General features: G+C 62.7%; 22 protein-coding genes. 10 read left to right on the forward strand and 12 right to left on the reverse strand.

The window, feature by feature from the left end:
• Nucleotides 1–166 precede the first annotated feature (166 nt).
• From araD1 to araD, 3 genes are all read left to right on the forward strand, one after another.
• The gene (gene araD1 / locus BKP54_RS14770; protein WP_025428042.1) at nt 167–1,162 is read left to right on the forward strand and encodes an AraD1 family protein; all 996 of its coding nucleotides are present in this window, start codon (nt 167–169) and stop codon (nt 1,160–1,162) included.
• Nucleotides 1,163–1,237: 75 nt separating this feature from the next.
• Nucleotides 1,238–2,671 carry an aldehyde dehydrogenase family protein gene (locus BKP54_RS14775; protein ID WP_025428041.1) on the forward strand — a complete coding sequence of 478 codons (1,434 nt, stop codon included), beginning with the start codon at nt 1,238–1,240 and terminating at the stop codon, nt 2,669–2,671.
• Nucleotides 2,672–2,723: 52 nt separating this feature from the next.
• Nucleotides 2,724–4,463: an L-arabinonate dehydratase gene (araD, locus tag BKP54_RS14780; protein WP_025428040.1), complete on the forward strand. Its 1,740-nt coding sequence runs from the start codon at nt 2,724–2,726 to the stop codon at nt 4,461–4,463.
• A gap of 316 nt (nt 4,464–4,779) precedes the next feature.
• Here araD and BKP54_RS35835 read toward each other — a convergent pair whose 3' ends face one another.
• The gene (locus BKP54_RS35835) at nt 4,780–5,121 is read right to left on the reverse strand and encodes a hypothetical protein (RefSeq protein ID WP_158071695.1); all 342 of its coding nucleotides are present in this window, start codon (nt 5,119–5,121) and stop codon (nt 4,780–4,782) included.
• Nucleotides 5,122–5,154: 33 nt separating this feature from the next.
• Complete coding sequence (locus BKP54_RS35840; protein ID WP_158071696.1) at nt 5,155–5,523, reverse strand: hypothetical protein; 369 nt, start codon at nt 5,521–5,523, stop codon at nt 5,155–5,157.
• A gap of 24 nt (nt 5,524–5,547) precedes the next feature.
• On the opposite strand from BKP54_RS35840, the gene BKP54_RS35845 reads away from it, so the two are divergent.
• Nucleotides 5,548–6,360 (forward strand): GMC family oxidoreductase, encoded by an 813-nt coding sequence (locus BKP54_RS35845; protein ID WP_158071697.1) that lies wholly within the window; start codon nt 5,548–5,550, stop codon nt 6,358–6,360.
• 172 nt (nt 6,361–6,532) lie between these two features.
• Here BKP54_RS35845 and BKP54_RS14790 read toward each other — a convergent pair whose 3' ends face one another.
• Nucleotides 6,533–6,853 (reverse strand): helix-turn-helix domain-containing protein, encoded by a 321-nt coding sequence (locus tag BKP54_RS14790; RefSeq protein WP_084814550.1) that lies wholly within the window; start codon nt 6,851–6,853, stop codon nt 6,533–6,535.
• A gap of 370 nt (nt 6,854–7,223) precedes the next feature.
• On the opposite strand from BKP54_RS14790, the gene BKP54_RS14795 reads away from it, so the two are divergent.
• Nucleotides 7,224–7,598, forward strand: coding sequence for a hypothetical protein (locus tag BKP54_RS14795; protein ID WP_025428037.1), 375 nt, complete (start codon nt 7,224–7,226; stop codon nt 7,596–7,598).
• Nucleotides 7,599–7,750: 152 nt separating this feature from the next.
• Here the strand turns inward: BKP54_RS14795 and BKP54_RS14800 are convergent, their stop codons facing one another.
• The 4 genes from BKP54_RS14800 to BKP54_RS14815 form a co-directional block, all read right to left on the reverse strand.
• Entirely contained in the window at nt 7,751–8,578 is an 828-nt protein-coding gene (locus BKP54_RS14800; RefSeq protein WP_025428036.1) for a transglutaminase family protein, read from the reverse strand.
• A gap of 16 nt (nt 8,579–8,594) precedes the next feature.
• The gene (locus BKP54_RS14805; protein ID WP_025428035.1) at nt 8,595–9,533 is read right to left on the reverse strand and encodes an alpha-E domain-containing protein; all 939 of its coding nucleotides are present in this window, start codon (nt 9,531–9,533) and stop codon (nt 8,595–8,597) included.
• A 4-nt stretch (nt 9,534–9,537) separates the two neighbouring features.
• Nucleotides 9,538–10,932 carry a circularly permuted type 2 ATP-grasp protein gene (locus BKP54_RS14810; RefSeq protein WP_081788908.1) on the reverse strand — a complete coding sequence of 465 codons (1,395 nt, stop codon included), beginning with the start codon at nt 10,930–10,932 and terminating at the stop codon, nt 9,538–9,540.
• Nucleotides 10,933–11,167: 235 nt separating this feature from the next.
• Complete coding sequence (locus BKP54_RS14815) at nt 11,168–12,256, reverse strand: putative sulfate exporter family transporter (RefSeq protein WP_081788880.1); 1,089 nt, start codon at nt 12,254–12,256, stop codon at nt 11,168–11,170.
• A gap of 80 nt (nt 12,257–12,336) precedes the next feature.
• Here BKP54_RS14815 and BKP54_RS14820 point away from each other — a divergent pair, with 80 nt between their 5' ends.
• The 3 genes from BKP54_RS14820 to BKP54_RS14830 all read left to right on the forward strand — a co-directional run bounded on the left by BKP54_RS14820 (nt 12,337) and on the right by BKP54_RS14830 (nt 14,826).
• Nucleotides 12,337–13,206 carry a LysR family transcriptional regulator gene (locus tag BKP54_RS14820; protein WP_025428032.1) on the forward strand — a complete coding sequence of 290 codons (870 nt, stop codon included), beginning with the start codon at nt 12,337–12,339 and terminating at the stop codon, nt 13,204–13,206.
• A 96-nt stretch (nt 13,207–13,302) separates the two neighbouring features.
• Complete coding sequence (locus tag BKP54_RS14825) at nt 13,303–13,791, forward strand: GyrI-like domain-containing protein (protein ID WP_025428031.1); 489 nt, start codon at nt 13,303–13,305, stop codon at nt 13,789–13,791.
• 153 nt (nt 13,792–13,944) lie between these two features.
• Nucleotides 13,945–14,826 carry a DMT family transporter gene (locus tag BKP54_RS14830; protein ID WP_038576343.1) on the forward strand — a complete coding sequence of 294 codons (882 nt, stop codon included), beginning with the start codon at nt 13,945–13,947 and terminating at the stop codon, nt 14,824–14,826.
• A gap of 113 nt (nt 14,827–14,939) precedes the next feature.
• Here BKP54_RS14830 and BKP54_RS14835 read toward each other — a convergent pair whose 3' ends face one another.
• From BKP54_RS14835 to BKP54_RS14845, 3 genes are all read right to left on the reverse strand, one after another.
• Nucleotides 14,940–16,490: a DEAD/DEAH box helicase gene (locus BKP54_RS14835; protein WP_025428030.1), complete on the reverse strand. Its 1,551-nt coding sequence runs from the start codon at nt 16,488–16,490 to the stop codon at nt 14,940–14,942.
• Nucleotides 16,491–16,788: 298 nt separating this feature from the next.
• Nucleotides 16,789–17,901 (reverse strand): DNA alkylation repair protein, encoded by a 1,113-nt coding sequence (locus tag BKP54_RS14840; RefSeq protein ID WP_084814551.1) that lies wholly within the window; start codon nt 17,899–17,901, stop codon nt 16,789–16,791.
• A gap of 19 nt (nt 17,902–17,920) precedes the next feature.
• The gene (locus BKP54_RS14845) at nt 17,921–18,220 is read right to left on the reverse strand and encodes a hypothetical protein (protein WP_057212598.1); all 300 of its coding nucleotides are present in this window, start codon (nt 18,218–18,220) and stop codon (nt 17,921–17,923) included.
• Between the two features lie 96 nt (nt 18,221–18,316).
• Between BKP54_RS14845 and BKP54_RS14850 the strand changes: the two genes are divergently transcribed.
• Both BKP54_RS14850 and BKP54_RS14855 read left to right on the forward strand, forming a co-directional pair.
• Nucleotides 18,317–18,991, forward strand: a complete 675-nt coding sequence (locus tag BKP54_RS14850) for a YafY family protein (RefSeq protein WP_025428028.1) — start codon at nt 18,317–18,319, stop codon at nt 18,989–18,991.
• Nucleotides 18,992–19,112: 121 nt separating this feature from the next.
• Nucleotides 19,113–19,562: a host attachment protein gene (locus tag BKP54_RS14855; protein WP_025428027.1), complete on the forward strand. Its 450-nt coding sequence runs from the start codon at nt 19,113–19,115 to the stop codon at nt 19,560–19,562.
• Nucleotides 19,563–19,670: 108 nt separating this feature from the next.
• On the opposite strand, the gene BKP54_RS14860 is transcribed toward BKP54_RS14855, so the two are convergent.
• Both BKP54_RS14860 and mnmD read right to left on the reverse strand, forming a co-directional pair.
• On the reverse strand, nt 19,671–21,257 hold the full coding sequence (locus BKP54_RS14860; RefSeq protein ID WP_025428026.1) for a trimethylamine methyltransferase family protein: 1,587 nt from the start codon (nt 21,255–21,257) through the stop codon (nt 19,671–19,673).
• A gap of 135 nt (nt 21,258–21,392) precedes the next feature.
• A complete protein-coding gene (gene mnmD / locus BKP54_RS14865) occupies nt 21,393–22,112 on the reverse strand; it encodes a tRNA (5-methylaminomethyl-2-thiouridine)(34)-methyltransferase MnmD (RefSeq protein ID WP_025428025.1) in 720 nt (239 codons plus the stop codon).
• Between the last annotated feature and the right edge of the window lie 34 nt (nt 22,113–22,146).

The following is a 22,146-nucleotide window of genomic DNA, read 5'->3' on the forward strand; positions in this document are numbered from 1 at the left end:
GACCGAACGGCCCGGATCGAACCAGTACCATTGAACGGGCAGCTCCGGCTGCCGGGAGTGACAGCCCGGACTGTCAGGATTGGGTGGCGAGAGCCACCCGAGGGGCCGCGGTTTGCCTGAGATCAGGCGCGAGCAAGGCCCGAACGATGCAAGGAAGGACAGGATCGTGCTGATTTCTCAGATCAGGAACGAAGACGGATCGACAACGGTCGCGGTACGCGCGCCGGGCGAGGTTGCCCGCGCAGTCAACGGCGCGGCGAGCGTCTATGCACTGGCGATGGACGCGGCCAATGCCGGGCGTAGCCTCAAGGACACGATCGAGGCAAAGGGTCTTGGTGCTGCCGTCGATCTCGAAAAGGCCTATGCCGAAGGCCGTCTTCTGCCGCCGATCACCCACCCCGACCCCGCGCACCTGCATCTGACCGGAACGGGGCTGACGCATCTTGGTTCAGCCGCGACCCGCGACGCCATGCACAAAAAGACGACCGAGGCGGCGGAGGAGACGCTGACCGACTCGATGAAGATGTTCCGCATGGGCCTTGAAGGCGGCAAGCCGCAACCGGGCGAAACCGGCGTGCAGCCGGAATGGTTCTACAAGGGTAACGGCACCTCCGCCGTCGCGCCCGGTTCGGCGCTCGTCTCTCCGGCCTTTGCCGAAGACGGTGGGGAGGAGCCGGAGATGGCCGGCATCTACGTGATCTCTGACAAGGGCATGCCGTTCCGTATCGGCTTTGCCGTCGCCAACGAGTTTTCCGATCACAAGACCGAGCGGGTCAACTATCTCTGGCTCGCGCATTCGAAGCTGCGCCAGGCGAGCTTCGGGCCGGAAATCCGCGTCGGCGCAGCACCCGACGATATCAGAGGCACCTCGCGTATCCTGCGGAGCGGCAAGGTTCTGTGGGAAAAGCCGTTCCTATCGGGCGAAGCCAACATGTCGCACAGCTTTGCCAACCTCGAGCATCACCATTTCAAATATGGCCTGTTCCGCCAGCCGGGGGACATCCACGTCCACATGTTCGGCACGGCGACGCTCTCCTTCGGCGATGGTATCCGCACGGAAGAGGGGGATGTCTTCGAGATCGAGGCTGCCGAATTCGGCCTTCCCTTGCGCAATCCGCTCGCAATCGCCGCCGCCGAACCGGTCGCCATACATCAGCTCTGACATATGCGGTATGCCAGTGGCAGGCCGCGACAGGCGCGGTTGCCCGCGAAAAGTAGATGAAGGAGGCTGAGGCCCATGACATTGCACCAAAACCTGATTGCCGGCGAATGGGTTGGCGGTGATGGCGTTGCCAATATCAATCCGTCCGACACCAACGACGTGATCGGGGAATATGCCCGCGCCTCGGCCGAGGATGCGAAGGCGGCGATTGCTGCGGCCAAGGCGGCCTTTCCGGCCTGGTCGCGCTTCGGCATCCTCGAGCGTCATGCGATCCTTCGAAAGACCGCAGACGAGATCCTGGCGCGCAAGGACGAGCTCGGGCGACTGTTGTCGCGCGAAGAGGGCAAGACGCTGGCGGAAGGCATCGGCGAGACCGTGCGCGCCGGCCAGATCTTTGACTTCTTTGCCGGTGAGGCGCTGCGATTGGCTGGCGAGGTCATCCCCTCGGTGCGCCCTGATATCGGCGTCGAGATCACCCGCGAGCCGGTCGGCGTCGTCGGCATCATCACGCCATGGAATTTCCCGATCGCCATTCCCGCCTGGAAGATCGCGCCGGCGCTCTGCTATGGCAACACCATCGTCTTCAAGCCGGCCGAACTGGTGCCCGGTTGCTCCTGGGCGATCGTCGATATTCTCCATCGCGCCGGCCTGCCGAAGGGCGTGCTGAACCTGGTGATGGGCAAGGGCTCGGTCGTCGGCCAGACGATGCTCGACAGCCCCGACATCCAGGCGATCACCTTTACCGGCTCGACCGGCACCGGCAAACGCGTGGCACTGGCCTCGGTCGAGCACAATCGCAAGTACCAGCTGGAGATGGGCGGCAAGAACCCGTTCGTGGTGCTCGACGACGCCGATCTTAGCGTTGCCGTCGAAGCCGCCGTCAACTCCGCCTTCTTCTCCACCGGCCAGCGTTGCACCGCGTCGTCGCGGGTGATCGTGACCGAAGGCATTCACGACCGGTTCGTGGCGGCGATGGGCGAGCGCATGAAGGGGCTCACCATCGACGACGCGCTCAAGGCCGGCACCCATATCGGCCCGGTGGTCGACCAGAGCCAGCTCAACCAGGACACCGACTACATCGCCATCGGCAAACAGGAAGGCGCCAAACTCGCCTTCGGCGGCGAGCTTCTGAAGCGCGACACGCCCGGCTTCTACCTGCAGCCGGCGCTGTTTACCGAGGCAACCAACCAGATGCGCATCTCGCGTGAAGAAATCTTCGGACCGGTCGCTTCGGTGATCCGGGTGAAGGATTATGACGAGGCGCTTGCCGTCGCCAACGACACGCCGTTCGGGCTGTCGTCGGGCATTGCCACCACCAGCCTGAAACATGCGACGCATTTCAAGCGCAATGCCGAGGCCGGCATGGTGATGGTCAACCTGCCGACCGCCGGCGTCGATTTCCACGTGCCCTTCGGTGGCCGCAAGGGCTCCTCCCATGGCTCGCGCGAGCAGGGTCGCTACGCCGCCGAATTCTACACAACCGTCAAGACCGCATACACCCTGGCTTAATGGGCGCCGTCGCAGCCCGCGTTACGGCGCGGGCCGCTCAAGGAAGGATAAGATGAAGAAGAAAGCTGAGTGGCCGCGCAAGCTGCGTTCGCAGGAATGGTTCGGTGGCACGGGGAAGAATGCCATCATGCATCGCTCCTGGATGAAGAACCAGGGTCTGCCCGCCGATACGTTCGACGGCCGGCCGATCATTGGCATCTGCAACACCTGGTCGGAACTGACGCCGTGCAACGCGCATCTGCGCGATCTCGCCGAGCGAGTGAAGCGCGGGGTCTACGAGGCGGGTGGTTTCCCGGTCGAATTCCCGGTGTTTTCCGTGGGCGAGAGCACGCTACGGCCGACGGCGATGATGTTCCGTAACCTCGCGGCCATGGATGTCGAAGAGGCGATCCGCGGCAATCCGGTCGATGGCGTCGTGCTGCTCGGCGGCTGTGACAAGACCACGCCGAGCCTGCTCATGGGGGCGGCGAGCGTCGACATCCCGGTCATTCTGGTCTCCGGCGGCCCGATGCTGAACGGCAAGTGGCGCGGCAAGGACGTCGGGTCCGGTACCGCCATCTGGCAGTTTTCCGAAATGGTGAAGTCCGGCGAGATGTCTCTGGCCGAATTCATGGATGCGGAGCAGGGCATGGCCCGTTCGGCCGGCAGTTGCATGACCATGGGCACGGCCTCGACCATGGCGTCGATGGCCGAAGCGCTCGGCATGACGCTGCCCGGCAATGCGGCAATTCCCGCTGTCGACGCCCGCCGGCGGGTGATCTCCCAGCTTTCCGGCCGCCGCATCGTCGACATGGTCAAGGAAGATCTGAAGCCGTCCGATGTCCTGACCAGGCAAGCCTTCGAAAACGCCATCCGCGTCAACGGTGCCGTCGGGGGCTCGACCAATGCCGTGCTGCATCTTCTGGCGCTCGCCGGTCGTATCGGCGTTGACCTGACGCTGGACGACTGGGACCGGCTTGGCCGCGACGTGCCGACGATCGTCAACCTGCAGCCGTCGGGCAAGCACCTGATGGAAGAGTTCTACTATGCAGGCGGTCTGCCGGTGGTCATCAAGGCGGTCGGCGAGATGGGCCTCCTCCACAAGGACGCCTTGACGGTTACCGGCGATACGATCTGGAACGGCGTCAAGGATGTCACCAACTACAATGACGATGTCATCGTGCCGCGCGAAAAGGCGTTGACGCAGTCGGGCGGCATCGCCGTGTTGCGCGGCAATCTGGCGCCCAAGGGCTGCGTACTGAAACCTTCGGCTGCGTCGCCGCACCTGATGCAGCACACGGGCCGCGCCGTCGTCTTCGAAAGCATCGAGGACTACCACGCCCGCATCAACCGCGACGATCTCGACATCGACGAGACCTGCGTCATGGTGCTGAAATACTGCGGCCCGAAGGGCTATCCCGGGATGGCCGAGGTCGGCAATATGGGGCTGCCGCCGAAGGTGCTGAAGAAGGGCATTACCGACATGATCCGCATTTCCGATGCGCGCATGTCGGGCACCGCCTATGGCACCGTCATCCTACACACCGCACCGGAAGCGGCGGACGGCGGCCCGCTGGCGCTGGTCGAGAACGGCGACATGATTGCGGTGGATGTTCCCGCCCGCACCATCCGGCTCGATGTTTCCGATGACGAACTGGCTCGGCGTCGGGCGGCGTGGGTTTCTCCGGTGAAGCCGCAAAAGGGCGGTTATGGCGGCCTTTACGTCAACACGGTGATGCAGGCCGACACCGGCGCCGACCTCGACTTCCTTGTCGGCACGCGCGGTTCTGTCGTCGAACGCGACAGCCACTAGCAGTTTGAGCCGCCACGCCCCGCCGATGCCGATTTATCCCGGCTTCGGCGGGCCGTGGTGGCTTTATTTTAGCGCATTCTTAAGATTGTCGAGTTCGCGAGTTTCACGCCGCCGGTATCCGGTGTAATGATGCAAGCGGAGTAGAATTTTGGGGACCGTGACGCTTTGCTCTCTTCCTGTCCGCAGGAGGCAGACGAGCGTCGCAGCATTGCATCTCAGACTATTGATTTAAGCTTCGTCTGTATTCGCGGGAGGTGTGTGTTGCTCTGCCGTGGTGCCGGTCGTTCACTTGCAGCAAAGCGGGTGATGCATGATCCTACGTGAACGGATCGATATTCCTGCCGACAAAACGTTCGACATTTGCATCGTCGGGGCCGGTGCGAGTGGATTGACGATCGCGTCGGATTTCGCCGGTGGACGCGTTTCCGTCTGCGTGCTCGAAAGCGGAGGGGCCGATGCGATCCCGACGGCCAGTGATCTCTCGGCGGGCGAAAGCACCGGGCTCACCTATGCCGAACTCGATACATGCAGGCTGCGCGGCTTGGGCGGCAGCACCCAGGCCCTGGGCTGGGGTGGTCTCTGCAAGCCGCTCGACGAGCAGGATTTCGCGGTACGCCCCTGGGTCCGGCACAGCGGCTGGCCCTTCGGCCGCGAGCATCTCCTTCCCTATTACCGACGCGCGCAGAAAACGCTAGGGATTGCGGATGTCGAGGCGCTTGGCCAGCGGCAGCCGCTGTTTCCGGGGAGGTCCGACATCATCTCCGTCGATCATCTCGAGCTCTGTCGGCACAATCGGCCCGGCAAACGCCTGCGTCATGCCCTCGAAAACGCTGACAATATCAGCATCCTTCTGCATTCCACGCTGCTCTATCTTTCGTTTGATGAAGAAAAGCGCACGGTCGGATCGGCTGTCGTCAAAAACGGGGCTGACGAAACCATTCACATCCGAGCGCGGACGTTCGTGCTTGCCGCCGGTGGCATCGAGAACGCGCGTCTCTTGTTGCTGAGCGGCGGACCGGGGAGCGACGACAGAACCACTGGGCGGTTTTTCATGGATCATCCGCGATTTTCCATCGGCACGCTGGTGCCGGCCAATGGCAGTGTTCTGAGAACTCTCAACGCTCTTGATCGAATCCGGATCGCGCGCGGCCAGCGGATCCGCGATGCGTTGAGTTACACGCGACAGCGCCCGTATCTCGTCAACGGGCTGACGCTGCCGGCGGAATTGCAGCAGCGCGAGGAGCTTCTCAATTATCGAGCATGGCTCGAGCCATGCTTCATCGGCCAGGACACAGCCAAGCTGCAGGCGATGAAAGAGAAACTGCTCGCTTACAGGGAGCAGCGGCTGCATGGCGTGGAGGCGAAGTCGGCGGTCCGCGCGGCGGGCAAGGAGGGTCTGGTCAGTTGGACCTGGCTCATGCATCTCGTGCGGCCCTCAAGCCTTCTGCGTTCCTTTCGCCTGCTTCACATCGTGGAGCCGGAACCGGAACCGGAAAGCCGCGTCATGCTGTCGAACAAGAAGGACCGTTTCGGATTGCCGATGGTCAATCTGCGCTGGCAGCTTTCGGCCAAAACGGTCGATTCCGTCATGCGTACGATCACAATTTTAGGCAGCGAGTTGACGAAGACCGGCCTGGGCAAGCTGATCGTGAAACCAGAGGAATTGACCGGGCTCGAAAAGCCGATGTGGACCTGGCACCACATGGGCACGACACGGATGCACGTGGACCCCGGTCAAGGGGTCGTGGATACGCAATGCAAGGTCCACGGAACGGATAACCTTTTCATCGCTGGCAGTTCAGTTTTTCCGACGGCTGGAAATGATACGCCAACCCTTACCGTCGTGGCGCTCGCCCACCGCCTCGCCGACCATCTGCTGCAGGTGGTTGGCGGATAGCTTGTCGGTGACTGGGGCGGTCGACGCACCAGCCAGCGCAATCCTTCTCAAAGTTTCATCCGACCCCAGGAAAAACAGCTGCGCCGCGATCGTACGGCTTCATTTTTCCGTCGGCGCGCTGGCGCCGGCCAAATCCGGAAAGCCGCGTCATGCGGACGACCCTAAGCTGAATTTACGGCGTTTCAGGAGATGGTTCTGGGGGACCTTTAGGCACAGGCACGAGATGGAATTGCTCAGCCCAATGGTTGAGCGCTGTCCCGCTTTCCGTCAGTGAATAGACGACCTTGGTCGGGGAACCCGGATAGACTTTTCGGTTCACAAGCCCGTCGGCCTCCAGTTCACGCAATTGCTGCGTCAGCATCTTTTCACTGACCGCAGGGATAGACTGCCGCAGCCGGCCAAATCGACGGGGCGCTGTGCCGAGCTCGCAAAGGATAGTTATCTTCCACTTGCCGGCGACCATCTTCATCGCTGTCGAAAAACCATTGTCCATAGGCCAGTCCGTCCCATTCGCCTTACCTGCGGGTAACCACTTACGCTTCTGTGCGTATTGGCACAGTACTCTTCACATCGTAGCTCTCTCAACGGCAAGCGTACCGAGCGTTGTGCCGACCAATATGGGGTGTCGGAATGAGGCCTGCAATCAGTGTTTTGGGGACCGGACGCATGGGATCGAGGGACCGAACAGCATCTTGCGGCCAGCCAGCCGACCCCATGACGGCCAGCTGGTTCCGGCAAAAGAAGGAGGACGCGCTCGGGTCTTGTTGCCTGCGCAGCAATTCAAAGTGCTACAGCGACCTTTGGGCGTCAAATAAGACGCGCGGCGCTGTAGTCAGACCAATGATCCATAGGAGTAGAATAAAATGCCTTTAGCGCATCTCATCGATTCGTACTGCGCTGCATGGTCGAACGAGGACGGCGAGCAGCGGCGGGCGTTGCTGCTGCCGATCTGGGCCGACGGCGCAACGTATACGGATCCAACAGTTCATGCTGCTGGCGCAGAAGAACTGCTCGCGCACATCGCAGGAATACAGGCCAAGCATCCTGGTGCACGCATTGCACGGACAAGCGACGTGGATGTTCATCATGGGATCGCACGCTTCGCGTGGAGGTTTGTGATGCCGGACGGATCATCCTTCCCTGAGGGGCTGGACATCATCTTCCTCCACCCTGGGCAGGAGCGGATAACACGGGTCGTGGGCTTTTTCGGGCCGTTGGTAAGGTCTTCAGGGGCATAGGCCCCCAATGGCGTGCTGTGGAAGCCGATCTGCAAAGAGGGTGTCGGCCCGATGCACCGGCGTTTTCGGCATTCGATATCGTCGAACGAGATCGAGAATTGATGCCGGACGGAGTTCGATGGGGCGCACTGCGGTGCGCCCCATCGCCAACCTTATTGGCTTTGCGTCTGGCTCTGGCTTTGCGCCTGCTGCTCGACGGTCACCGATACCTTCAGCGTCTCGTTGGCCTCACCATGGATCAGACCCGATATCGGGGCCGCATCGCGGTAGCAGAGGCCGGAGGCGATGCGCACATAGCGGTCATCCGGGCAGATCTTGTTGGCGGCATCGAAGCCGACCCAGCCGAGGCCCGGCAGATGGATCTCGGCCCAGGCGTGGCTTGCTGTCTGCTCCGTTTGCCCTTCCATCATCAGGTAGCCTGAGATGTAGCGCGCCGGCATGTCGAGCGAACGTGCCGCCGAGATCAGGATATGGGCATGGTCCTGGCAGACGCCGTGGCCGGCCTCGAGCGCATCCTCGGCCGCCGTCTCGGCGTGGGTTTCGCCGGCCTTGTACTCCACCGCCTCATGGATCATCGCCATCAATGCATGCATGCGGGCAAGATCGGTGTCGCCCTCGGCCGATTTCGCCAGGTCGCGGATCAGCTTGCCCCCCTTGGTCAAAGGCGTTTCGCGGGCATAAAGCCAAAGCGGGACGTAGGACTGATGCGGGCCCAAGACGCCGTGGCGGTCCTCGGTGTGGACTTCGCCGCTGGCGGTAATGCGGATCGCCTCGCGGTCGCCATCGACGCTGACGAGATGGACGCGATTGCCGAAGTGATCGTCGTAGCTCACCTCCATCACAGCACCGTCGACGAGCGTCTGCCAGCCGAGCACGGTCTGGCCGACCCCGGTGATCGGCGTCAGGCGCAGCCGCTGCAGCGCATACTGCACCGGCTCGTCGTAGTGGTATTCGGTCGTATGGCTGATTTTCAGGTGCATGCTGTCCTCCCGAAATTCAGTTGAAACGATAGCCGTCGGAGATTTCCTGTCCCAGAAGATTGTTCTGGCTGATGAAATCCTCGAGATATTCGTGCAGGCCCTGGTCCATGATGTCGGTGATCGAGCGGCTGCGCAGCGCGGCCAGCGTACGTTCCGCCGTTTCGTGCGCCTCGTGGCGCTCGCCATATTCGCGCTCGAGATAGCCGAGGTTGCTGGCGATCTTTTCATAGCAATAGGCAAGCGAACGCGGCATGCGACCGTTGGAGATCAGGAAATGGGCGATATTCGCCGGCTTCAGTTCGGCATCATAGACCCAGCCGTAGGCGCGGTGGGCCGAGACCGAGCGCAGGATCGATTCCCACTGCACATTGTCCATCGACGAGCCGACGGCGGCGACCGCCGGCAGCAGTACGTAGTATTTGACGTCGAGGATGCGCGCGGTGTTGTCGGCCCGCTCGATGAAAGTGCCGATGCGTGAGAAATTGAAGATCTCGTTCCTGAGCATCGTGCCGTGGAAGGCGCCGCGGATGAGGCCGGCGCGACGCTTGATCGTGTCGATGATCTCCGGCATGTCGGTCGGACGCGCTTTCCTGGAGAGCATCGCCTTCATCTCGAGGTAGCATTCGTTGGTCGCTTCCCACGTCTCGCGCGTCAGCGCCGTGCGCACCATGCGGGCGTTGTGGCGGCCCGCCTCGATGCAGGACATCACGCTCGATGGATTGCTGCGGTCGCGCAGCAGGAAGTCGATGGCATCGATGCTCGTCAGCGCCTCGTGCACTTCGTCGTAGAGTTCGCGCACACCAGCGCTTTGCAGCACGCCGTCCCAATCGCCTTCCGTTGCGCCGCTGCGCGTCAGCGCCATGCGCAGGCCGGCATCGATTAGCCGGGCGCTGTTTTCGGCGCGTTCGATGTAGCGGAACATCCAGTAGAGACCGTTTGCAGTTCTTCCCAACATGGTCTCAGTCCTCCAGCACCCAGGTGTCCTTGGTCCCGCCGCCCTGGCTGGAATTCACGACAAGCGAACCAGCCTTGAGGGCGACGCGCGTCAGGCCGCCGGGAATGATCTGCACCTTGTCGGAGACAAGGACATAGGGACGAAGATCCACATGCCGGGGCGCGATGCCCTTGTTGACGAGGATCGGAACGGTCGACAGCGACAGTGTCGGCTGGGCGATGTAGTTGGTCGGGCGTGCCTTCAGCTTTTCGGCGAAGAGCGCGCGCTCCTTCTTGCTGGCTGTCGGGCCGACCAGCATGCCGTAGCCGCCGGAGCCGTGCACCTCCTTGACGACAAGTTCTTCCAGGTGTTCGAGCACGTATTTCAGGCTTTGCGGCTCGGAACAGCGCCAGGTCGGCACGTTTTCTAAGAGCGGCTTGCGGCCGGTATAGAACTCGACGATCTCGGGCATGTAGGAATAGATCGCCTTGTCGTCGGAGATGCCGGTGCCGGGCGCGTTGGCAATGGTGATGTTGCCGGCGCGGTAGACATCCATGATGCCGGGAACGCCGAGCGCGGACTCCGGGCGAAATGTAAGAGGATCGAGGAAGTCGTCGTCGACGCGGCGATAGAGGACGTCGATCGCCTCGTAACCGCGGGTCGTGCGCATCTTCACCTTGCCGTCGATCACGCGCAGGTCCGATCCCTCGACCAGCTCGACGCCCATCATGTCCGCTAGGAAGGCATGTTCGTAATAGGCGGAATTGTAGATGCCGGGGGTGAGAACGGCGACGCGCGGCTTGCCGCTGCAGCCGGGGGGCGCCAGCGACGCCAGGCTCTGGCGCAGCAGGTTGGGATAGTTCTCGACCGGGCGCACGCGGTTCTGATGGAAGAGTTCGGGGAACATCTGCATCATCGTTTCGCGGTTTTCCAGCATGTAGCTGACACCGGACGGCGTGCGGGCATTGTCCTCCAGCACGTAGAACTGATCCTCGCCGGTGCGCACGATGTCGGTGCCGACGATATGGGTGTAGACGCCGCCCGGCGGCCGGAAGCCGATCATCTGCGGCAGGAACGCCACGTTCTTCTCGATCAACTCGCGCGGCACCCGTCCGGCGCGGATGATCTCCTGCTTGTGGTAGATGTCGTCGAGGAAGGCGTTGAGGGCGATGACCCGCTGTTCGATGCCCTGGGCGAGCTTGCGCCATTCTCGACCTGAAATGATGCGGGGGATGAGGTCGAAGGGGATGAGCTTTTCGGAGCTGTCTGCGTGTCCGTAGACCGCGAAGGTGATGCCGGTTTTCCGGAAGATGTTCTCGGCGTCCTTTGATTTCGCTATGAGCCGATTTCTGTCCTGGCTGGCATACCATTCATGATAGGTCGAATATGGCTGGCGCGGACTGCTGTCCGCATTCATCATTTCGTCAAATGCCAAAGGCGTGATCCCCTTATTTTTGACCATTTGAGTACAACGCTGGATGCAATGCAAGAAGCGTGCACAGTCGCGGGACAAGAAAGTTTTGGCGCGTTATCCCGCCGCTTCCGGGCAAGGCGATGCTCAACAATGGGGCGGGGACGGCCAGTCACCCGATCGGCCCCGACTTTGGCGTCTTAGAAAATAAGCAAATGCTTGAAATTTGGGCGTGTCTGGGAAGCTAGCCCAGGCCGAACACGGTGATTGCGGCGGCTGCCAGACCGGCCAGAACCAGCAGCGACAGCATGGCGGCGGCGCTGGCGCGCGGCCCGGCATCGGCGAGCTTGCGGATGTCGACCTCCAGCCCGAGTGCCGCCATGGCGATGACGGTGAGCCATGTGGCGAGGTGAGCAGCACCGGCGGCGGCCGCGTCGGGGATCATCCCGCTGTTGCGGGCGACCGCCACGGCGAGGAAGCCGAGAATGAACCAGGGCACGAAATACGCAAACGTGGCAAGGCGCACGCGGCGATTGCCGGCAGGCAGGTTAGGCGCCAGGGGATGCGCCTCGCTCTCGCGGTTGATGATCGAGAAGCACAAGACGACCGGGCCGAGCATCAGCACGCGCACGAGCTTGACCAGCGTGCCGACCTGGACGGACAGGGCGCTGAACGGAGCGGCAGCGGCCAGTACCTGCGGTACGGCGTAGACGGTCATGCCGGCCAGAACGCCGAAGCCATAGGGCGACATGTCGAACCAGCCGCCGATCAGCGGCAGGGATAGAACGACGGCAATGCCGAGAATTGCGGTGAACGAGATGGCGGCGGCGACGTCATCGCCCTCAGCACCGATGGCCGGCGCGACGGCGGCGATCGCCGAATTGCCGCAGATGGCATTGCCGCAGGCGATCAGGGTCGCCATCCGCTTTGGCAAGCCGAGCAGCCGCGCTATCAGATAACCGGAGACGATCGACAGAAAGACGATGCCGACGATGGTTGCGAGCAGCACCGGGCCGCTTGCCAGGATCGCCTTGAAGCTGAGGGTCGCGCCGATGAGGACGATCGCCGCCTCCAGCAGCAGCCTGGAGGAAAAGCGGATGCCGGCCATCCAGCGATCGCCCGGTGTCCAGAAGGTGCGCAGCAGGGCACCGAGAAGGATGGCGATAACAAGCGCTTCCAGCCATGGCCGGCCGGTCCAGCTTGCCTCGAGGCGCTCAAGGCCGAAGGCGGCGAGTGCTACGAGACAACAGAGGATCAAACCCGGCGCGATGCGCGCTATGCGGGAAGAGAGCGTGGGTGCGGGGGCGGCCGATGGGGAATGCGATCTGGACATGGCCGCAACCTAGTCCGATTGATGAATCAGTCTAACGGATTGTTCTTGTCAATTCGATCGCTTTTTGCGATTGATTTTCCATGACCCTTGATCAACTTCGCATTTTCGTGGCTGTCGCCGAGCGTCTGCATATGACACGCGCGGCCGAGGCAATGAACGTCACGCAGTCTGCCGCCAGCGCGGCGATCGCGGCGCTTGAAACGCAACACAACGTCAGGGTGTTCGATCGCATCGGCCGCGGGCTGGCGCTGACGGAGGCGGGGAAGGCGTTTCTGCCGGAGGCGAAAGCCGTGCTTGCGCGCGCGACGGCTGCGACCGCTTGCCTCAACGACCTCTCGCATCTGCGCCGCGGCACGCTCGCGATCGCCGCAAGCCAGACGGTGGCAAGCTACTGGCTGCCGGCACGTCTCGCCCGCTTCACCCATGATTATCCGCATATCGACGTGAAGCTGACCGTGCGCAACACGGCGGTGGTCGCCGAGGCGGTCGAGGAGGGAACGGCGCAGCTCGGCTTCGTCGAGGGCAGGGTCGATGCGGAAAAGCTGGACCATCGCAGCGTGGCGGTCGACCGCATCGCGATCTATGCGCCACCCCGCCACCCGCTTGCCGGAAGGCCGGTCGATCTCGAAGCGCTGCTTGCCGCACGGTGGGTGTTGCGCGAGGAAGGATCGGGGACGCGGGCAATGTTCCTGCAATCGATGCGGGCACATGGTGCGGATATCGATCAGCTGAAGGTCGAACTCGAATTGCCGTCGAACGAGGCGGTACTGACGGCCGTCGAGAGCGGTCCCTTCATCACCGCCGTTTCCAGGCTCGCCGCCCAGCCTTTCGCCGATAGCGGCCGGTTGGTGGAATTGCCGTTCGAACTTGCCGAGCGCAGCTTCGAATTGTTGACGCATCGCGACCGCCAGTTCAGCCGCGCGGCCCGCGCTTTCGTCGATCTGCTCTAGGCGAACGCGAAGGCGATTGCCATCCGGTTCGGCTGCCCTAACAATAGTCGCGCCGGTCCCGGGCGGGCCGGTTCTGGTCTTGCCAGGAGGTGCACCGTGTTCGAAATCGTCGAAAGGCCGGCGCAGCGGATTGCCGGCTCCTTCTGGGAGGGGACCTTCGTCGAGGCGGCCGACGGGGCCGTTCGCCGGCTGATCGCTGAGATGCAGGAGCATCACCTGCGTGTCCATCCGAAGGACCATCCGACGCTCGTCGGTCTGTCGTGGAACGACCGTCCTGATGGCTTCCGCTATCTCGTCGGCTTTGTTTCCCAGACGGCGGAAACGACGCGTCACCCTGGCCATGTGGACCTACCGGCCATGCGTTTCGTCAGCGCCATGCACCACCCTGATGATGGCGACGTCTTCGCGCATTATCAGCACATGTTTGACTGGATCGGGTCTGAAGGGCTCGTGGTCGATACCGGCAGGCTGCACTATCGCGAAGAGTACGAGCCGGGCTTCGTCTCTCTCTCGCTGTCGTCGCTCAGGTTGATGGTTCCGATTACAGCGCCGCGCGTCAAACATGACGCGCAAAGGACGCTGTAACACTTTGAACTTGCTGCATAAGTTTGCCATTAAATCGATTCCGATTTAAGGAACTATGCAGTAGCTGATCGTCAGTATCAGAAAAATTGCTTTGACCATCAACGCCCCCGCGTCTATCGCGGCTGACCTCCCTTTGCCCATTCGGATAGGTCAATGACACTCGCCCGCCTGGCTCCGGCCATCTTCGTACTGCTCTGGTCGACCGGTTGGGTCGTCGCCAAATATGCGGCCGTCTATGCCGATCCGCTGACGTTTCTGGTGCTGCGCTACACCCTGGCGATCCTGCTGTTCATCGGCTTCTGCCTGGTGACCGGGGCGAAATGGCCGAAGTCGTGGTCGGCCGCGGCCCATGCGGTCGTCTCCGGCATGTTTCTGCACGGGCTTTATCTCGGCGCCGTCTGGTGGGCGATCGGGCAGGGCGTGCCGGCTGCGATCTCGGGCATCATCGCCGGGTTGCAGCCGTTGATGACGGCCGTCGCCGCCTCCGTCGTCATCGACGAGAAGCTCAGCGTTCAGCAGAAACTCGGACTGGTGCTCGGCTTCTTCGGCATCGCGCTTGCCGTGCTGCCCAAGGTGTTTTCGATCGACACCGGCGCAACGCCGATCCACCTTTTCCCTGTCATCATCAACGTGCTCGGCATGGCCGCCGTGACCTACGGCACGCTCTACCAGAAGCGGCACCTCCAGAGCGGCGACATCCGTACGATCGCAGCGCTTCAATATCTCGGCGCCCTGATCGTCACGGTCCCGCTGGCCCTGGTGCTGGAGGATCTGCACGTCACCTGGAACCTGCAGATCTTTGCGGCACTCGCCTGGTCGGTGCTGGGGCTTTCCATGGGCGCGATCGCGCTGCTGCTTTATCTGATCCGCCGCGGCCAGGTATCGCGCGCAGCCTCGCTCATCTATCTCGTGCCGCCGCTTGCGGCCGTGCAGGCATGGCTGTTCTTCGGCGAGGCGCTGACGCTGCCGATGATCATCGGCACGGTCATTGCCGTTGCCGGCGTCTATCTCACCAACCGCAAACAGCAGGCATAAAAAACGGCGGGCCGAAGCGACCCGCCGTTCTTATCACTTTGTTTTTACGCATTTCCTGATGGAAAACCTGCTTCGCAGGCTTTCTGAAAATGCGCTAGGCAATGTCTTGCCGATCAGCCCTGCTGGCCGCGGTTGCCGCCACCGGCGCCACGACGCATGCCGCCCTGGCCGCCTTCGCGGCGGTCGCCGGCCTGGCCTTCAGGGCGCGGGCCCTTGTTGCGCCATTCGCCCGGCTTCTGGCCGGGACGACCGTGGTGCTTCTTGGGTTCGTGGTTGCGGTTGCCTTCCGAACGGCCGTCGGCGTGGGGCTGGCCAGCCGGACGCTGATCGCGGCGGTCCTGCTTCGGGCGGTCGTCGCGCAGAAGATCGTCACCGGCAAAGCTGCTTGGAGCCAGTGCCGACTGGCGAGCCGGGCGTTCGCGGCGCGGGCGGGCGTCCTGACGCTGGCCGCCGCCGCCATTGCCGCGGTGCTGGCCGTTGCCATTGCCGTTGCCGCGACCGCCGCGTCCCTTGGACGGACGGGCCTGGTCGGCAGGCGCTTCGCCGCTGGCAACCGCGATGTTGATGCCCATCAGCTTCTCGATGTCGCGAAGCAGGCGGATTTCGTCCGGTGCGCAGAAAGCGATCGCGATGCCGTCGCGGCCGGCGCGGGCAGTACGGCCGATGCGGTGAACGTAGGCATCGGGAACTTCCGGCAGGTCGTAGTTGTAGACGTGGGTGACGCCGGGGATGTCGATGCCGCGGGCAGCGACGTCGGTTGCCACGAGCACGCGGATCTCACCGTCACGGAAGGACTTGAGCGCACGCTCACGCTGGCCCTGGCTCTTGTTGCCATGGATCGAGGCGGCCTTGAAGCCGACGTGGTCGAGATGCTTCATCAGCTTCTCGGCGCCATGCTTGGTACGGCTGAAGATCAGCGACAGGCCATCCGGATTGTCGGTCAGGGTCTTCTTGAGGATGGTCGTCTTCAGGTCCTTGCCGGGGACGAAATGAACATACTGTTCGACCTTGTCGGCGGCCTTGCCCGGAGGCGTCACCTGAACCTTGACCGGGTCGGTCAGATATTCGCCGGCGAGTTCAGCGATCAGCTTCGGCATCGTCGCCGAGAACAGCAGCGTCTGGCGGTTCTTCGGCACGAGCTTCGAAATCTTGCGCAGGTCATGGATGAAGCCGAGATCGAGCATCTGGTCGGCTTCGTCGAGCACGAGGTAGCGACCCTGGGTCAGCGTCACGGCCTTGCGGTTGATGAGGTCGAGCAGGCGGCCCGGCGTTGCGACCAGGATGTCGACGCCGCGGGCGAGCTGTTCGGTCTGCTTGTTGATCGAGACGCCGCCGACGACAACGCCGATCTTCAGCGGGGACTTCTTGACGAACAGCTTGAGGTTGGCTGCGATCTGGTTGACCAGTTCGCGGGTCGGCGCCAGCACCAGGGCGCGGATGTTGCGCGGGTCGGGGCGCTTGCCGTCGGCAACGAGCTTTTCGATCATCGGCAGGCCGAAGGCGGCCGTCTTGCCGGTTCCGGTCTGGGCGAGACCGATGAGGTCGTGGCCCTTCAACACCAGCGGAATGGCCTGCGCCTGGATCGGCGTCGGCTTTTCGAAGCCGTTGGCGGACAGGGTCTCCAGAATGTGTTCGGAAAGACCAAGATCTTTGAAGGTGGACAAATGTATATACCTTTTGGGGGCGCCAAACGCATTCGCCGGAACCGCTATCTGCTGTTCCGGTGTCGTTTGGCGTCAAGAACCCCGCGTGAATTGGGAACTTGTGGGTTAAGAAAAAAGTCGTCAAGCGCCTGTGCTGTCGCCGGTTACGGCGTATGGTTGCGCTTTTCCTTCTTCACGGCTTTCTGTGTTGCCGAGGGCGCGCTCACGCGGCGGCCTGAAGGTGACGCTGCGTCCATGTCGTCGTTTTGGCCCCAAAAGTCAAGGTCCATCTTTTCGCAGGTGCGAAATGAGGTGGGGGCTATTCGGCGACCGACAGCTCGAAATCGGCGTCGGCAGCCTCCTGGCCGTTGACGAGGATCACCACGCGATGGGTGCCGGAATAGTAACGACGGGTTGTGATTGGCCGAATCGCGTGACGCTTTTCGATCCTGATCGTCGCGCCCGGCTCCAGCGTCGCCGATGTCCACTTGAACACCTTGGGCGAGGTCGTGCCATTCGCTTTGCGGTGGTGTACGGCGTAGTCGATCATGATCTTCTGGGTGGTCTTCGCGGTGTGCCTGACCGAAAGCTTGAAGACGAGGCTTTCGCCGAGCGCGATGTCCGACCGGTCGAGCGAGAAGGCTGCGTCTATGCCGGCGGGTGCGGCAAAGCCGAAGTTCGAAAGAGCTGCCTCATGTCCCTGTTTCAGAAGCGTTCGCGAGGCATGGCGCAGCAATTGCTGCCGCTCCGGCGAGGCACCCACCATGTGTTCGGCCACGAAACCGGCCACCAGATCCGGGTGATCCTTGGCAATGTCGTTGAGGCTGTTGGCAACCGAGCGGCGCACATAGTCCTCGGGGTCGTCGAGGAGGGCCGTCAGGATCGGCAGGATCGGCAGGATCGGCTGGGGATCGCGGATGAGCTTCGGCAGCCGCATTGCCCAGGGCAGGCGCGGGCGGGTGCCTTCGCTCGCCAGACGCCTGACATGGTGATTGGCGTCCGTTACCAATGAGCCGATGATCGTGAGCGCCCGCTCCTGGTCCGTGTCGATGAACACGCGGATACCGAACTCGGAGGTGAAGTGCGGCGTCAAAGCGCGCAGCAGCCACAGCGATAGCTCGAAATCGCCAAGCCCGCGTGCGGCGACATATTGGCTGACGGGCAACAGGGTCCAGCCGCTGAGGCCGGGCCTCTCGTCGGTGTGCAGACAATCGCCAAGCTTTGCCGCGGCTTGCGGGAAGGACTGCGGTAGGGTTTCGATGAGCGCATCGCGGATCTGCAGCGATCGTTGCATCAGTTCCAGTGCCTCGAGATTGTCGCTGGCAAGCGCCTCGAACCTTTTGCGGTCGAATGTCGGGCAGACCGCGCTCAGGCGGTCTGCGATGGCGGTGACGACGCCCGGATGCAACAGGTTTTTCAGTGGCTCCGCCATCTCTCGGTACTCTCCCGGCTCAGATCTGCTGTTCGACAGCAAAATGCTGCATCAGCATTACCGCGCTGATTGCCGCCATGTAAGGGGCGAAATCCGGGTCGCGACGCACGCGTTCGCCTGCCGATCTGGCATCATCGAGCGTTTCCCACTCGACCAGATCCGCGAGCATGTCGGGCTTTTCGCACGAGCCGACGGCGCGCCAGGAAATGAAGCCCGGATAGTTTGAAACGGCCTGCATCGCCCGATGGCGCGCGGCTGCGGCCGCGGGCTTGTCCACAACGATGCAGACGGCGAGTTCGAGGATGCTCTTGGTGGTCATGTCATGCTCCATGTTGATTGCCGCTTGACTAAAGCACAGTGCAACTGACAGCCTTATGGCCATAGCCTTACATCGACATGCGATGGGAATACGCGAATGAGACCTGCCGACCGGCTGTTTCGAATCATCCAGCTCATGCGGGCGACCGGCCGGGCGATGACGGCGCAGGAAATCGCCGACAAGATGGAGGTGGCGCGGCGGACCATCTACCGCGACATGGAACACCTGATGGCTTCGGGTGCGCCGATCGACGGCGAGCGCGGTGTCGGATACCTCCTGCGCGAGAGCTTTGACGCGCCGCCGCTCGCTTTCACCTTCGAGCAGCTCGAAGCGCTGGCCTTCGGCGCGCGGGCCGTGCAGATGCTTGGCGACCACCGGCTGGCGCAGGCCGCGCGCGAGGCCATGGAAAAGATCGAACACGGACTTCCGCCCGAGCACGTGGCGCGGCTGCGCAGCGCCCCGATCCGCGCCTTCCGTTCGGCGCTGCAGCCGAAGCCGCCGCCGATGCTGGGTGACCTGCGCCGGGCGATCGCCGAGGAGCGCAAGGTGCGCATGGCCTATGAAAGCCTCGCCGATCAGAGCTCGGAGCGCACCGTCTGGCCGCTCGGCCTCAGCGTCTTCGGCCATCACTGGCTGCTGACCACCTGGTGCGAGCTGCGCCAGGACTTTCGCGACTTCCGGGTGGATCGCATCCGGGAGATGAAACTCGAGCGCGATCATTTCCAGTCGTCACCAGAGCGCAGCTTCGACGCCTATCTCTCGCGCATGTAGGATGACACCGTAAAAGTGCGCGCGATCGAGGAAAAGATGGAACCGGATCGGGCTTCATCCGTTTCTATTAAGGGCTTATTCTGGCCTGCCCACGAGCAACATCATTGCATGGGAGACAATCGTGCAGAACCGGACTTGGATACTGGCCGCGGATGGCAATACGGCGCGCTTCGTCAAGGGCGTCAACCTGCGGAAGGACGAACGTCAGCACCCGGAAGAAGAGGTTATTCACACCGACCCGAAACGCGCCCAGGATATCATGGCCGACAAGCCGGGACGCAGCCATTCGTCCGTCGGTCATGGCCGGTCGGCGATGGAATACAGCAGTGATCCGGTACGCGAGGAAAAGCATCGCTTTGCCGTCGATGTGGCCAGCAGGCTCGAAGGCTATCTGAACGACAACGCCTTCGACAGCCTGGTGATCTGCGCGGCGCCAAGGACGCTCGGAGATTTGCGCAAGCTGCTTTCTGCCAATGTAAGGCAGAAGACGGTGGCCGAAATCGACCGCAACTGCGTCACTGTGCCGATCGAGCAACTGATCGCCACCGCCCGCTCGGCCGTTTATCCCTGAAGCTTTTGCAGGGAAAGTGCTTAGCGGTTTCCCGTCTGGGCATGCGTAAGGCAGAGGGCGGAAATGCTCTCATACGCATGCCGCATCTTGATGTAACAAGGCGTCCCGTCAGAAATCCGTCGGGACGCCGCCTTCCTCCTTGCGTTTTGCAACGAAGGCGTCGAGTTCGTCTTCGATCACCGGGTCCAGCGGCGGCCGTTCGTATTCGTTGAGCTTCTGCTTGAAGACACGGTTGGCGTGGTCATAGGTCGTCGGCCGGCCCGCCTCCGTCCAGGTTTCGAAGTTGCGCCAGTCGGAAAGGATCGGCGAATAGAACGCTGTCTCATAGCGTTGCAACGTGTGCAGCGTGCCGAAGTAGTGCCCGCCGGGGCCGACGTCGCGCACCGCGTCGAGCCCGAGTGCATCCTCGCTGACATCGAGCGGCGTCAGGAATTCCGCCACCATCTGCAGCATGTCGACGTCGAGGATGAATTTTTCGAACGAGGCGGTCAGTCCGCCCTCGGTCCAGCCGGCCGCATGCATGACGAAGTTGCCGCCGCCTTGCGTCAGTGCCCAGAGCGATAGCGCGGACTCGTAGGCTGCCTGCGCATCGAGCGTATTGGCGGCGTTGGTGTTGGACGTGCGGTAGGGAATGTTGTAGCGGCGGGCGAGCTGGCCGCCGGCAATGACCGCCTTCATGTATTCCGGCGTGCCGAAGGCGGGTGCGCCCGTCTTCATGTCGACATTCGAGGTAAAGCCGCCATACATGACCGGCGCGCCGCGCCGGACCATCTGGGTGAAGGCGATGCCGCACAGCGCCTCGGCATTCTGCTGCACCAGGGCACCGGCGATCGTGACCGGCGCCATGGCGCCTGCGAGCGTAAATGGCGTGACCACCACCACCTGATTGCGCGACGACATTTCGATGATGCCCTGCAGCATCGGCCCGTCGAGGCGCAGCGGCGAGGAGGTGTTGATGATGGTGAACAGCGACGGTTCGCGCTCCATCTGCTCCATGGATATGCCGCGACCGATGCGGGCGATCTCGATGCCGTCGGTGTTCCGCTCGCGGCCGAGCGAATAGACGTGGAAGACCTTGTCGGTGAGCTTCACCATGTCGGAGAGGCAGTCGAGATGACGCACGGATGCGTGCAGGTCGACCGGCTCGACGGGATAGCCGCCGGTGGTGTGGATGATGTCGTAGGACTGGGCGAGCTTCACCAGCTTGCGGAAATCCTCCTGATTGCCGGTGCGCCTGCCGCCTTCGCGGTCGGCCACGAAGGGGGCGCTGGCGATCTGGGCGAAGACCAGATTGTTGCCGCCGATCGCGACGTTGCGGGCCGGATTGCGCGCATGCATGGTGAAGGAGGAGGGAACCGAAGCGATCATCTCCATGATCAGCCCGCGATCGAAGCGCACGCGGTCGGTGCCGGGGGTGATATCGGCGCCCGCTGCCTTCATGCGCTGGCGCGCCTCGGGCAGGATGACATCCATGCCGATCTCTTCCAGGATCGTCAGCGACGCCTGATGGATCGCCTCGAGCGCGTCTTCTGACAGTACCGAGGATTTGCTCTGGGTGTTGACGAGATTGAGATATTTACCGCCTGAGGATTTTCGTGTGCGCTCGCCACTGCGGCCGCCGGGCCGGCGTCGCCGCTCGAGCGGGGCTGAGGAAGTTTCACCTGTGGCAGCATCCGGAAACTGATCGTCGTTCATGAAAAACCCACCGCGTTGCCGATGGATTTCTGTCGCAGATTTTTCGCGGTCATGCCCCTGCCATTTGCGACAGTTCAGTTCTCTGGTGGAGTAAAGGCCGTCAAAATGCCCGCGGACGCCGACTGCTCGCCTCGCTCAGCGCTTGTCTCCGCGCAGCATCTCGCGCTTCCCGGCGAAGCCCTTGCGCTTCTCGACGGCAAAGCCGGCCGCCTGCAGATTGCGGCGAACGAAGCCGGCGGCGGCATAGGTGGAGAAGCTGCCGCCGGCCGCGGTCTTGTCGAACACCAGCCGCATCAGCTCCTCCGACCACATGTCGGGATTGCGGGACGGTGCAAAACCATCGAGGAACCAGGCATCGAAGCGCTCCTTCGCTTGGGCGAGCCCCTCCAGTGCTGTGCCGCAAACGACGGTCAGGCGAACGCCATCGCCAAGATCGATCTCGATCCTGCCGTCGTTGGTTGCCGGCCAGCGATCGGTGAGGGCCAGCCGTTCGGCGTCGATCTCCGGCCAATGGGACAAGGCGCGGGAGATTTCCTCCGCCTGCATGGGAAAGCGCTCGAAACTGACGAAATGCAGCGTGCCGTCCGTGGTCGCCGTAGCTTTCCATTGCCGCCAGGTTTCACAGAAATTGAGGCCGGTGCCGAAGCCCAGTTCGCCGATGGTGAATGCCCCGCCGGAGGCCCAGCGTTCGGGCAGGCCGTTGCCGGCGAGGAACACATGTCCGCATTCGAGCCGACCGTCGGTGCGGCAATAAAAATGATCGCCAAACTCCCTGGAATAGGGCATATCGCCCTCGTGCCAATCGAGGCTTTGATGGGCCGGGGGCTGGTTCGGTTCTGCGGCGGATCCTGTCATGCGATGGCGATAATCCCGCCACCGGAGAAGGTCA

The organism is Ensifer sp. 1H6 (assembly GCF_001976035.1).
In the GTDB taxonomy this organism is placed as follows: Bacteria; Pseudomonadota; Alphaproteobacteria; order Rhizobiales; family Rhizobiaceae; genus Ensifer; species Ensifer canadensis.